Raw genomic sequence first — 12,170 nt, 5'->3', positions numbered from 1 at the left:
ATTAGTCGTTTCTTAGAGCAACAATTGGTTTAATTCTTGAGGCTTTTTTAGCGGGTAAATACCCGGCTATGGCCCCTGCAATGATTAGAGTTAAGGTGGCCCCTATAACCAATCCATTATTAACACCGGGATCCTTAATAAAATACTGTTCCAAACTTGGCCCAACAAATTCCAACACGCCAACCCCAACAAGCAAGCCCACATATCCTGCGATTGCCGTTATAATAATGGATTCAATTAATATGATGGAGATAATTGACCTTGGAGAGGCTCCTAAAGCTTTTCTAATACCAATTTCCTTAGTACGCTCTTTTACGATAAAAATCATAATGTTGCTAATGCCAACAATACCCGCTATGAGTGTGCCAAAACCAATTACCAGAATAATAATTGTTAAACTAAAAGTCATCACATCTACTTGCTTGGTACCTTGAGCCATATTAAACAACCTAATGGCGCGTTGATCTTTCCGAGCTACGTCAAACTTTTCTTTTAAGCTTCGCTTTATAGAATTCCCAAATGCAAGTGCTTGGTCAGAATTCATTTCAGGATTGTAAGTAAGGTGCATGAGGTCTACATAATCGTTATTACCATAAATAGATTGTGTTGTAGAAATAGGCATATAAATTACACTCTCCTCACTATCTCCTTCATCATCGGTAAAGACGCCAACTATTTTATAAGGAATGCCGCTAAGGTTTATGTATTTACCAATAGGATTTACTTTAAAAAACAGATCGTCTTCTACAACCTTCCCTATTACAACAACCTTGGTCTTGTTGTCAATATCATTTTGATTAATATACCGACCTTCCTTTAGCACGTTGTTTTCAATAAACATATACTCGGGATACACACCTCTTACTTCATAACTATTCTTTTCTCCTTGAAAAGAAGCATTAACATTTTTATTTACTTTGGAGGTAAAATACTGTACCTTGTCTCCAAACTTATCTAATAAAAAGTCTCGGTCTTCATTTTTAAACTGAATTTTTCTACCTGCTTGAAGACCATTATGAGCCACAGAAGTTCTTCCCGAAAAAATAACTATAGAATTGTTGGCATCGGTCCCGAAAGCTTCTTTGAACGTGTTTTTTAAACCATTTGCAATACCAAATAGAATCGTAAAAAGTAAAATGGCAAAGGTTACTGTAAAACCAGACAGCAAACTTCTTGTTCTGTTTTTATTAATACTTTGAAATATTTCACGCCAAAGATCTAAATCAAACATATTGCTCTGCTCTCACTTGTTGAACCTTGGTATCCTCCATAATAACACCATCTCGTAACCTTACAATACGTTTACACATATTAGCTATATCTTCTTCATGGGTAACCATTAAAATGGTTTTTCCTTCATCATTTAATTGCTGAATAAAAGCCATAATATCATAAGATGTTTTGGTATCTAAGGCTCCTGTTGGTTCATCTGCAAGCAGTAGTTTAGGGTTTGCCGCTAGGGCTCTAGCTATGGCAACACGCTGTTTTTGTCCACCAGAAAGTTCTTTGGGCAAATGTTTTGCCCAGTTGGCAAGCCCAACTTTTTCTAAATGAAATAAGGCTTTTTCTTGACGTTCTCTACGTTTCATCCCTTGATAATATAAGGGTAACGCCACATTTTCTAGGGCATTCTTGTAATTAATTAAATTGAAGGATTGAAAAATAAACCCAAGAAACTTATTTCTATAAACAGCTGCTTTTTTTTCGGTTAAATTCTTTATGGGTAAACCATCGAGGACATAGTCTCCTGAATCGGCTTCATCAAGCATACCAATAATATTCAATAGCGTTGATTTTCCAGAGCCCGAGGACCCCATAATAGCCACCATCTCTCCTTCTTCAACCTCCAAGTCAATTCCCTTTAAAACATGTAAACTTGAATCTCCTATTGCATAGGATTTGTGGAGCTGATGAATCTGCAACATAACTTTGTTTATTTTGATATGCCAATCACTTTTTAGTAAGACTAGCCATACAAAGAAATGTTACAAACTTTCTGTAAAAAATTTTTTATTATTTTTTTAACGTATTGTATTTCCGAAAGATAAAGTACCCCAAACCTCCAATTAGTATATAAGGGATTGCCATAAGGTAAACAATACCATCATTTATTCCTTCTGCTGCTGTTTTTCCCTCCTCGCTTTCTAACACAGCCCGGCACATAGCACATTGCGCATTGGTATATACAAACGACATCGTAGAAAATAGAACGATTAAAAACTTCTGTTTCATGACTATTTAAATATAATAGGGAGAAATCATGATATAAACAATCACGCCTGTAATAGCCACATAAAACCAGAGAGGAAATGTTATTCGAGCTATTTTTTTATGCCTTTCTATATTATTGGTTATTCCCCTTACGTAAGTAATCAGTACAAAAGGAATTACCACAATTGATAACAAAATATGTGTTAGCAATACGAAATAATAAAAAAACTTTACAGCGCCTTCTCCTCCAAATTTCGTAGAATCACTTGTCATGTGGTAAGCAACATACATGCCAAGAAATAGTACAGATAAAACAATAGCAAACGTCATTAATCGTCTATGCACTTTAACGTTCTTTTTTTGAATGGCTATAAAAGCAAGAACCAATACAAACGCTGTGAGCGCATTTATAGACGCATAAATAGGCGGTAAAAAAGTTAAAGGTTCAACATTAGGTATTTTAATACCAAAAAGTGCTGCGACCACAATAGGTATTACAATCGATAATACAATAATTAGCTTATTATACTTTTTTTCGTTCAATAACTCTTTAGAATTACTCATTAAGCAACTTTTTAATATCCTCTTTTAATATACTTATTTCTTCTGCCACACCATCCTCATCGGTTTTTTCTTCTTCAGAGACAATACCTCGATAATAAATTATTGGGTTTCCATAACTATCTTTTCTAGAACGGATAAATCCGTTTTTATCAATCAAAGCAAAATTACCGGAATGTTCAAAACCGCCTGCGGCATTCTTATCTTCGGCAGAATATAAATTAAACCCTTCGTTAGATAGCTCATAAATCGCCTCTTTTTCCCCAGTCATTAAGTTCCAGTTAGGATTGGTTATTCCATATTGCTGCGCATACGCTTTTAGAACGCTTACTGTATCATAATCTGGATTAATTGTGAAAGAAGCCACACCAAAATCATCAAGTCCATTAAATGTATTCTGAATTTGAACCAAATTTTTATTCATTCTTGGGCAAATCGTTGGACATGTCGTAAAAAAGAATTCTACAATATAAACCTTTCCTTCATAATCTTTATTAGAGATTATATCTCCATTTTGATTTTTAAAGGAGAACGGTGGAACTCTTTTCGCTTTGCCATTGATTTCTATAAAAGCCAAATCGGAAGCTTTTTTTTCAACATCTTTAATGGCGTCACTTCTACTTTCGTTTCTAATAATATCTTTATTAGAAATTCTATCTACAATTCTTGGAATAAAAATGATACCAAAAACCAAAATTATAAAGGCAATCCCGATGTACGAATAATTTGTTTTTTTCATGCTATTTATTTATATCCTCACCACTTAAATCACCTGCCCTTCTTGTATCTGAATTGAACTCTCCCTTTCTTTTCTGTCTGTATTCTGTAAACAGAATACGCAAATCATCACTCATCTTGTTTTTAATTTCGGCAACCTCAATACAATTATAGGCGCTAAGGCCATATTTTGTTGCGTTTTTTTCCAATTCTCTATCTGTCCTGTCATCTAACCTTCCTCTTTGGTTTAAGTCTTTATCCACTACAAACACATAATCTGAGGATAAATTTGCATCTAAATCACTATCGCTTTGTAAACTAAAGTATACATGTTTGATGCTAGATGGGCTGCCAAATACAAAGTGCCAAAACCTTAAATCTTCATAAGAGCTTATTTCAGATTTCAACTGTTTCACAACTCCTTCTGTACCCTTTGGCATTAGAATAACGATTTGAAAACGTTTAAACCCTTTAAATTTATCATAAACTAATTCTTTTAAATTAAGGGCCGTCGTTTTTTTTTGCAATGGAGTATCTCCTAAAAAGCCAAGCACTGTAATATGATCTTGAAGTACAATTTTATCCTTAGAATCCGAATCAAAACCCTCTAAGTCCAAAACCTTTTCCTTTACAATATCTAATGGAGTATAATGATGTGTTGCTGGGTATAAGAACAACAGAAATGTAACGGGAAGAAAGAATAAAATCCCCAAAATAACATATCGACTTACTATTTTATAATTCATTGAATTATAGTTTTCTATTCTAAATAAAAGTTTTCAAAATTAAAAAAAGGCGGTTTAAAAACCGCCTTTATATACTTATTTTAACTAATTATTCTAATTAAAAATCTCTTTTTATATAACCTTCGTCATACACTCTAAATACATAACCTCCTTCTTGAAGCAAGATAAAAATAAGGTATAATATTAAAAAGATGGTTGTCCAAACCACAGCACGTCTTAACCCTTTAGTTTCGTCGCGCATGTGCATAAAGTCCCATGTAATGTAATAGGCTTTTACAATAGTTAAGATGATGAAAATCCAATTTAAAAGCTTCATCCCTAAAACCTTAACCATTAGCGATTCTGGCTTAAAAATACCTAAAGCAACTTCAACAATTGTTACGATAGTTAAGAAGATTAAAACTCCCCAAATTTTTTGTGTATTAGATTTAAATTTTAAAAGCCCTCTAAATATTTCTAATTTATGTTCGTGTGCCATTTTAATAATCTATTATAAATTAAACAAGGTAGAAGAATGTAAATACAAATACCCAAACCAAATCAACAAAGTGCCAGTATAAACCAACTTTTTCTACCATCTCGTAACTTTTGCGCTTTTCATAAGTACCAAGCACTACATTAAAGAAAATAATGATATTAATCACTACTCCAGAAAATACGTGAAATCCATGAAATCCGGTTATGAAGAAAAAGAAATCAGCAAATAGGGGTGAACCATATTCATTTACGTGCAGATTAGCACCTTCAACCACTAGTTTACCATTATCTTTTATTTGCCTAATGGATTCTTCTCTAGATAGTACGGTTTTTTCTCCTTCTTCAGTAAGTAATTGCGTTCTCACTAAAATATTATCATGAGCTTCTAAACCGTTAAGCACCTCATCTACAGTATATGTTGGTAAAGTCCCTTCGCTTACAAACCACAAACCTGTTTTTCTCTCATGCCTTACACGTTCACCATGCGCATCGATAGCAAAATCTCTAATAGCAACTCTATGTCCTTCTGTATCTACAAACTGTAAAATGTTTCCTCCTTTTGTCTGTACAGCACCATAATCGCCATTAATAAAAGTATTCCATTCCCAAGCTTGAGACCCCACAAATATTAAACCACCTAATATGGTTAAGAACATATATAAAGTAACTTTTGCTTTGTCTAAATGATGTCCTGCATCAACAGCTAGTACCATCGTTACAGAAGACATAATTAACACAAAAGTCATAAATGCCACATAATACATTGGGGCATCTACGCCATGTAAAAACGGGAAGTGCGTAAACACCTCGTCGGCAATTGGCCATGCATCAATGAATTTAAATCTTGAAAATCCGTAGGCCGCTAAAAACCCTGAGAAAGTTAAAGCATCTGAAACAATGAAAAACCACATCATCATTTTACCGTAACTTGCTTTAAGTGGCTCATTTCCACCTCCCCAAGTTTTGCTTTCTGCTACTGCTGTACTCATATATAATGGTTGTTATTTAAAAGTTGCACAAAAATAATCAATTTATTTATCTGACGAAATATAAGCTTTAAATTTTAGCCTATGATAAATATCAGTTTTACTGCATTTTACAGAGATTTCTGTGTTTTTGTAATTAAGTTAAGTTATACTTATCTAACAAAATATAAAAACAGAAAGAGGTAAACCCAAAGTATATCAATAAAATGCCAAAACGTTGCTGCCAATTCGAAGCCCAACATATTTGAAACCGAATACTTTTGTTTAAAATGATTATAAATTACTACTAAAAGACAAATCAACCCAACAACCACGTGTAAAATATGGACTATTGCAATTAAATAAATGTAAGACATGGTTACATTACTTGTTGGACCGGTAAAATTATATCCTAAATCTATAATCTGTTGAAATCCTGAAAATTGATTATAAATAAATACAATGCCCAGAACAAGCGTTACTATAAGCCAAACTAATGTGCTTTTACTATTAGATCCTTTAAGAGCTTTTTTTGCTAACAAAAACGAGATACTACTAAGTATAATCACAACGGTGCTAATAAGAAAAGCATTAGGCAACTGAAAATCTTTTAACCAATCTGGTCTTGAACTACTTACAACAAAAGCACTGGTCCAACCAGCAAAAGACATAACCAAAGAAATAATACCAAACCAAAGCATCATTTTTTTTGCTCTACTATTCTTTTCCTGAGGTGTTCCTTGAGTTAAATCCATGATTATCTTATAAATTTATCGATAACATATACTATCTGTACAAGTGTAATATAAGAGACACTAATAAGCATTAATTGTCTTGCGGCCTTTTCAGTCATTTCTCTAAACAGTCTGACAGCGTAATGCAACATTCCTAAACCTAAAACAAATACTATAATTGCAGCTATAATAGACAACTTGAGTTCTCCTGTAAAGCCAAATACCGGAATAATAGAGACCATTATAGTCCAAATAGTGTACATTATTGTTTGTACTGCAGTTCCCTTATCTTGCTTTCCCGTTGGTAACATAAAAAAACCTCCTTTTTCGTAATCATCAAACAAAAACCAACCAATAGCCCAAAAGTGGGGAAATTGCCAAAAAAACTGTAAAGCAAAAAGCGTCCCTGGTTCAATTCCAAAATCATTAGTTGCTGCAACCCAACCCAACATAAATGGAATAGCGCCAGGAATAGCTCCTACAAAAACTGCCAATGGCGTTTTGGTTTTTAAAGGAGTATAAACGCAGGTGTAAAGAAATATCGAAATAGCACCAAACATAGCTGTTTGCTTGTTAATAGTGTAAAGAATAATTATGCCTGATAACGTGAAAATTGTTGCAATAACAAAAGCAACATTTACAGACATTCTTCCAGCAGGAATAGGTCTATTCTTAGTTCTATTCATTAATGCGTCTAAATCTTTTTCAATAATTTGATTGAAAGCATTGGAAGCGCCCACCATAAAATACCCTCCTAATGCCAATAACACGAGAACTTTAAAATCAATAGTATCAACACCTAACAAATAGCCGGCAAGAGACGAAAACACCACACTTAATGACAAACGCATTTTTGTAATCTCTTTAAAATCTGAAATCACAGAAGGTGTTGCTAATGAAGATTTTGAACTACTCAAGGTAAAATATCCTAAACGGCTTTTATATTGCGAGTGCAAAGATACTCTATAAAAGCATTTTAGCAATGTGATAAAGTTAAAATTTGAAAGCTAAAACTAAGCTGCCATTCTAAAAATCGAAATACCAATTAAACAAATCGTTTCTAATGCCAAAACTAACCCATGTCGTACTATTTTTAAATGTAGTTGCTGTGTTTGCCTCAGGATTAAAGTCTCTGTAAGTAATATCTGCAAAAATCTTTAGATTGGAAGCAGGGTTAATTAAGTAACCTGCCTGCAAATTTCCGTTAAAAATTGTGGTTTTTAAGCCCTGCCCCACTTCAACACCAGAATCAAAGGGCCTGTCGTTGTAATCTCTGTAAATATCGCCCCCGTAACTAAAATTATCCGTTCCATCATTAAAATCGAAACCTTTAACTCCATAAATTAATCTGGCATTTGCAAACCAGCGTTTATAATGGTATCGTCCAATCAAGATGGTTTCACTAAAATTTCCACCCCAAGGATGTGCTTTCGATTCGTTAGTATGTCCGTAGTTTAGCACTATCGTGTTATGAGAATATGCATACGGACGAATTCTATTATATTCAAGTTGCAACATTAAATTATCAACCTTAAAGGCATTGTAATACTTTATACCCAGCTGGTAGGCATATTTATTTTTCCAACTTTTTTCACCCGCCGTTACATCATCTAGGGCGAATTCATCTAAGACAAACTGACCATATAAATTGATATTATCATTCCACTTATATTTAGCCGTAGCCCCTAAAATGGCATTTCCAGCTCCTTGACCTGTCTGAAATTCAATGGCCCTGTAAAATATGATAGGGTTTAAATAATTGACATCGAAACCTCTGTTATTAGAATTAGTCCATATTACCGATTCAAATAACCCAATATTAACTCGTTTTGATACATTCCAGCTCAAATAATGATTTGCTATATACTTGGTTAAAAATGCTTTGTCTTGCTCTACTTCTGGCCTTACATCCTTTAACCACATCCAAGTATTGGTGTATTTTATTTTCCAGAACTTGGTATTAATCTTAAAAAAAGGATGCGGACTAGCTATATCACTTAAAACTAAAGAACGGTATCCATCCCCTAGAAAGGTTTTACTCTGTCCAAATTGAAAATTAAAATATTTAGAGGGTGTAAAAGACAGATATGCCTCTGCAACAGGATAATCATAAGCATCTGTTTTAAAGCGTTTAGCGATGCCTCTACCTGGTATTATAGCTGGGTCTGGACCAAAGGCTTTTAGACTCTCTGCATATCTGTTCACATAATCTGCAAAACGCCCTTGACTTTCAAAAAACGCCGTATAAAAACTGAATTTTTTACCCAAACCACCTTGAACAGCAATACCTCTGGTATTATTAAAGGTAGAATTAAAATCGGCATCTGTATCTTTACCTACTTGTAAATCAAGAAGAGGGTCAATGGTAAACCAATAATCTTTCCCTTCTAATTGCACGAGATGTTCATTCCATAATTTCCTTCCGCCCCAAGAGCTCTTATCCTTTTTTAACTTTTCTTTTTCTGCTTCAAAATCATAATAATGAGCTACTTCCTCATAAGTAAATGGTTTAGAAGCCGTATGACTATTGGTTCCTACTAAATTCATTTGCCTTCCAAACCTAGCATACTCACTATGTACAAATGGGATATTTAATTGACTGGTATATTCCCTATTTTCATACCTCCTTCTATCTGCAATAACACTGTCAAACTCTTTTGTAGCAGCCTCCTCTAATTTAGTCTTCTTGTTAACATTAGCCAAATCCTCTGTTGTAGTAGATTGATTTACCAAAGGGATTTTAATAGGAATGGAATACTGCTTAAATGTCTTTCTACTATTGTAAGTAGCAGGTATCACTTTGGGCATATTTGAAAAAACACGTATTGCTTCTTCCTTTAGTTCTGGATAGATCGCGTCTGCATAAATAACTCTAAACTGCCCCAATGTATCTACTTCAAATAAAACTACCATTTCTCCTTTGTAAGCTTCCGTATAAACACGTTGGGGTACCTTAAAGTTATGGAAGACAAAATCAAATACATTTCTATCAAAGCAAGTTTGCAACGAGTCAATCGCAACATCTTGACAGTTTTCAAAAACAGGAGGTTTTTCGGCTAAATAAGTATTCTGAGAATAACCAAAATATTGGACAATAAGTAGGACTAATACTATGAATTTCTTCATATTAGTGTAGAGATTTGATTTTGGGCTGAAAGATACTATATTTTTAACAATGGGCATTAAAAAAACCGCTTCACTCTAAGTGATAGCGGTATTTACTTCTAGTATTTTAATATAATATTATTGCACTTTAAAAACTATGGGGAGACTATATATGACTCCAACATTTTTATCTCGTTGCTTACCTGGTTTCATTTGGGGAATCATATTAATAACTCTTGTAGCTTCAGCATCTAGTTTTGGGTGCGGAGATCTCGTTTTAATCTCTGTAACTCTACCTGTCTTATCTATTTTAAACTGAACAGCAATTCGTTGTTTTCCTTTCAAACCATAGGTTTCAGCAATTTCGTTACCTTCAAACTTCCTCTGAATAAGTTTCGAAATATTCTCAGACATACATTTTTTTCTGGCCTCATTACCCTTGGTTTTTTCACATCCTGGATAAATAGGAACCATTTCAACGAGCTCCATTGGTACGTTATCATCTTCTGGTTTATCGGGTAGATCTGGTAATCTTTCTGGACTTAGCTCAGGTTTATGTGGTGAGGGTTCAGGTTTGTTCAGCTCAAACAAGTTATCAAAGGTGTCATCTGGTACTTCTTTAAACACTAGAAGCTCCTTTACTTGGCGTTGAGGTTTAGGTTCATCGGGTGCCGGTTTTCGTTCCTTTATTACTGGAATGTGAACATAAAAAGGTTCATCAATAATAATTGGAGGTTCCGCAGTGGGAATGGTTGTTTCAAAAGTCATCTCTAGTAAACCTAGGCTAGCCAACAAGCACACTATTAGCCCTAATTGGAAATAAAAGGTTGTGTTTTTTTGTAAATTTACATCATGCTTCTGTGATTTTTTCACGACACGCTCATTTTGCCGAATGAGGTCGTGAGTTTTCTTTAGATTACTCATAATTATAGTTTTATTGTTAATATTATGGTAAAATCACAATAAGCATACCAAAAAAAGAAATCCCGTTACATTGCTGTAACGGGATTTTATATTTTTAACTCAATAATATTTGAGTGACCTTTAATCTGTTTTCACAAAACTGGATTTAATCTTGCACTTGGAAAATAATGGGTAAAGAGTAAGGAACATTAACAGGTTTTCCACGTTGCTTTCCAGGTTTCATTTTAGGTAACAGTCCAATAACACGCGCTGCCTCTTTCTCTAAACCAGGATGCGGTGCTCTAGCACGAATTCCTGTAATAGATCCTGTTTTATCAATTTTAAAGATAACATTAATACGTTGTCTTCCTGATAAACCTAAGTCACTAGCCAACTCTGTATTAAACTTTTTGTTTACAAACTGAGAAATCTTTTTTGACATACAATCTCTTTTTGCCTGATTATTTCCTTTTTCACACCCTGGAAAGATTGGCACATTTTCAATTACAGAGAATGGTACATCGATATCTTCTTCTACTTCCTCTACCTCTACTTCTTCAACCTCAACTATTTCTGTTTCTTGATCTACCTCGGTAGATTCGATAACCGTTTCCTCAACTTCTTCCTCATCCTCTACAATCTCAATAACTTCTGGTGCAGCTGGTGGAGGTGGTGGAGGTGGTGGAGTTTGTATTTGTTCTGTTAATGGAATCTCTTCTTCCAATTCTTCTTCCATGTTAACCATCCCTATATCAATATCTGATTTGTCATAGGTTTTAAAGTTAATGGCATAATTTGTTAAGAATAGCATAAGTGCTAAACCAATAGCAAAGAATAGTGAACTGTTACGCCCAACATTCGCTTTCGGATTTTTTTTAGGTTCCATAATTTAAATCGTTTATCAAGATTGCTAAAATAACTATTTATTTGTCAAAAAAACAAGTGTTCAAGAGTTTTTAACGCGTAAACTATTTTTAAATAATAATATTAGTGACGCTAGTACAGCTCCTAGTGTATTTGCCACCATATCATAAATATCTAGACCTCTTGAAACAGTCATTGTTTCCTGAATAACCTCAATAACTATACCAAATATTACCGCAAAGAGAACGGCAATAAGCATAGCTCTTCTTTTTTTAATTTTAAAGGTAAGTAAAAACATTCCATACCAAAGTATAGTAAGTAATGCATAGGCAAGTAAATGAAAAATCTTGTCTGCAAAAGAGATCCCTACATCAGGTAGATTGTTTAACCTAATAAGACTTACGGTAGATAATGCTATAGTATAGCCAAAGGCAGCAACAGCTACTAGATTTTTAAGCACCAACTAAAGTTTTGTAGTCAGTATCTGTCATCAAGTTTTCGAACTGAGACGCATCGGAACATTTAATTTTTATCATCCAACCTGCACCATATGGATCTGAATTAACACTTTCAGGTTCATCTTCCAAAGCTTCATTGAATTCAATAATTTCACCAGACAGAGGTAAAAACAAATCTGAAACTGTTTTAACCGCTTCTACGGTTCCAAATACCTCATCTGCCTCTAAAGTTTCATCAAGGGTCTCTACTTCTACATAAACGATATCGCCCAACTCACTTTGAGCAAAATCGGTAATACCTACGGTTGCAACATCGCCATCCAACTTAACCCACTCATGGTCTTTGGTATATTTCAATTCTGAAGGAATATTCATTTTAAAAAATTTAAATTATTATCACACAAAAGTATTTATTCAATTCTTAAATTC

At 34.0% G+C, this 12,170-nt stretch carries 15 protein-coding genes; all 15 read right to left on the bottom strand.

The window, feature by feature from the left end; translation table 11 throughout:
- Nucleotide 1 precedes the first annotated feature (1 nt).
- Nucleotides 2-1,231 (bottom strand): ABC transporter permease, encoded by a 1,230-nt coding sequence (locus tag E5D58_RS09085; protein WP_136481548.1) that lies wholly within the window; start codon nt 1,229-1,231, stop codon nt 2-4.
- Nucleotides 1,224-1,925, bottom strand: coding sequence for an ABC transporter ATP-binding protein (locus E5D58_RS09080; protein ID WP_136481547.1), 702 nt, complete (start codon nt 1,923-1,925; stop codon nt 1,224-1,226). Before E5D58_RS09080 ends, E5D58_RS09085 begins: the two co-directional genes overlap by 8 nt.
- An 88-nt stretch (nt 1,926-2,013) precedes the next feature.
- Nucleotides 2,014-2,232, bottom strand: a complete 219-nt coding sequence (locus E5D58_RS09075; protein WP_136481546.1) for a hypothetical protein — start codon at nt 2,230-2,232, stop codon at nt 2,014-2,016.
- Between the two features lie 6 nt (nt 2,233-2,238).
- On the bottom strand, nt 2,239-2,775 hold the full coding sequence (locus tag E5D58_RS09070) for a DUF420 domain-containing protein (protein WP_136481545.1): 537 nt from the start codon (nt 2,773-2,775) through the stop codon (nt 2,239-2,241).
- The gene (locus E5D58_RS09065) at nt 2,768-3,511 is read right to left on the bottom strand and encodes an SCO family protein (protein ID WP_136481544.1); all 744 of its coding nucleotides are present in this window, start codon (nt 3,509-3,511) and stop codon (nt 2,768-2,770) included. The genes E5D58_RS09070 and E5D58_RS09065 overlap by 8 nt, the downstream gene beginning before the upstream one ends.
- Nucleotide 3,512: 1 nt before the next feature.
- Nucleotides 3,513-4,235 (bottom strand): hypothetical protein, encoded by a 723-nt coding sequence (locus tag E5D58_RS09060; RefSeq protein WP_136481543.1) that lies wholly within the window; start codon nt 4,233-4,235, stop codon nt 3,513-3,515.
- A 97-nt stretch (nt 4,236-4,332) separates the two neighbouring features.
- Entirely contained in the window at nt 4,333-4,713 is a 381-nt protein-coding gene (locus E5D58_RS09055) for a cytochrome C oxidase subunit IV family protein (protein WP_136481542.1), read from the bottom strand.
- A gap of 19 nt (nt 4,714-4,732) precedes the next feature.
- Entirely contained in the window at nt 4,733-5,701 is a 969-nt protein-coding gene (locus E5D58_RS09050) for a cytochrome c oxidase subunit 3 (RefSeq protein ID WP_136481541.1), read from the bottom strand.
- Nucleotides 5,702-5,850: 149 nt separating this feature from the next.
- A complete protein-coding gene (locus E5D58_RS09045; protein WP_136481540.1) occupies nt 5,851-6,432 on the bottom strand; it encodes a cytochrome c oxidase subunit 3 in 582 nt (193 codons plus the stop codon).
- Nucleotides 6,433-6,434: 2 nt separating this feature from the next.
- A complete protein-coding gene (gene cyoE / locus E5D58_RS09040; protein ID WP_136481539.1) occupies nt 6,435-7,328 on the bottom strand; it encodes a heme o synthase in 894 nt (297 codons plus the stop codon).
- A gap of 109 nt (nt 7,329-7,437) precedes the next feature.
- Complete coding sequence (locus tag E5D58_RS09035; RefSeq protein WP_136481538.1) at nt 7,438-9,537, bottom strand: gliding motility protein RemB; 2,100 nt, start codon at nt 9,535-9,537, stop codon at nt 7,438-7,440.
- 117 nt (nt 9,538-9,654) lie between these two features.
- Nucleotides 9,655-10,440, bottom strand: coding sequence for an energy transducer TonB (locus E5D58_RS09030; protein WP_136481537.1), 786 nt, complete (start codon nt 10,438-10,440; stop codon nt 9,655-9,657).
- A 145-nt stretch (nt 10,441-10,585) separates the two neighbouring features.
- Nucleotides 10,586-11,305 carry an energy transducer TonB gene (locus E5D58_RS09025; RefSeq protein WP_136481536.1) on the bottom strand — a complete coding sequence of 240 codons (720 nt, stop codon included), beginning with the start codon at nt 11,303-11,305 and terminating at the stop codon, nt 10,586-10,588.
- A 60-nt stretch (nt 11,306-11,365) separates the two neighbouring features.
- Nucleotides 11,366-11,743 carry a VanZ family protein gene (locus tag E5D58_RS09020; protein WP_168796667.1) on the bottom strand — a complete coding sequence of 126 codons (378 nt, stop codon included), beginning with the start codon at nt 11,741-11,743 and terminating at the stop codon, nt 11,366-11,368.
- Nucleotides 11,736-12,116, bottom strand: a complete 381-nt coding sequence (gene gcvH / locus E5D58_RS09015; protein ID WP_136481534.1) for a glycine cleavage system protein GcvH — start codon at nt 12,114-12,116, stop codon at nt 11,736-11,738. The genes E5D58_RS09020 and gcvH overlap by 8 nt, the downstream gene beginning before the upstream one ends.
- Nucleotides 12,117-12,170 lie beyond the last annotated feature (54 nt).

This window comes from Cognatitamlana onchidii (assembly GCF_004804355.1).
Lineage (GTDB): Bacteria > Bacteroidota > Bacteroidia > Flavobacteriales > Flavobacteriaceae > Cognatitamlana > Cognatitamlana onchidii.
Note: the sequence above shows the minus strand (reverse complement) of the source record. Positions and strands in the feature narration are given on the sequence as shown.

Bases quoted from the DNA above. Each gene is read 5' to 3' on its own strand.
- E5D58_RS09080 (WP_136481547.1), bottom strand. From the start codon at position 1,925: ATGTTGCAGATTCATCAGCTCCACAAATCCTATGCAATAGGAGATTCA.
- gcvH (WP_136481534.1), bottom strand. From the start codon at position 12,116: ATGAATATTCCTTCAGAATTGAAATATACCAAAGACCATGAGTGGGTT.
- E5D58_RS09085 (WP_136481548.1), bottom strand. From the start codon at position 1,231: ATGTTTGATTTAGATCTTTGGCGTGAAATATTTCAAAGTATTAATAAA.
- E5D58_RS09035 (WP_136481538.1), bottom strand. From the start codon at position 9,537: ATGAAGAAATTCATAGTATTAGTCCTACTTATTGTCCAATATTTTGGT.
- E5D58_RS09060 (WP_136481543.1), bottom strand. From the start codon at position 4,235: ATGAATTATAAAATAGTAAGTCGATATGTTATTTTGGGGATTTTATTC.
- E5D58_RS09045 (WP_136481540.1), bottom strand. From the start codon at position 6,432: ATGGATTTAACTCAAGGAACACCTCAGGAAAAGAATAGTAGAGCAAAA.
- E5D58_RS09070 (WP_136481545.1), bottom strand. From the start codon at position 2,775: ATGAGTAATTCTAAAGAGTTATTGAACGAAAAAAAGTATAATAAGCTA.
- E5D58_RS09030 (WP_136481537.1), bottom strand. From the start codon at position 10,440: ATGAGTAATCTAAAGAAAACTCACGACCTCATTCGGCAAAATGAGCGT.
- E5D58_RS09055 (WP_136481542.1), bottom strand. From the start codon at position 4,713: ATGGCACACGAACATAAATTAGAAATATTTAGAGGGCTTTTAAAATTT.
- E5D58_RS09065 (WP_136481544.1), bottom strand. From the start codon at position 3,511: ATGAAAAAAACAAATTATTCGTACATCGGGATTGCCTTTATAATTTTG.
- E5D58_RS09050 (WP_136481541.1), bottom strand. From the start codon at position 5,701: ATGAGTACAGCAGTAGCAGAAAGCAAAACTTGGGGAGGTGGAAATGAG.
- E5D58_RS09075 (WP_136481546.1), bottom strand. From the start codon at position 2,232: ATGAAACAGAAGTTTTTAATCGTTCTATTTTCTACGATGTCGTTTGTA.
- E5D58_RS09025 (WP_136481536.1), bottom strand. From the start codon at position 11,305: ATGGAACCTAAAAAAAATCCGAAAGCGAATGTTGGGCGTAACAGTTCA.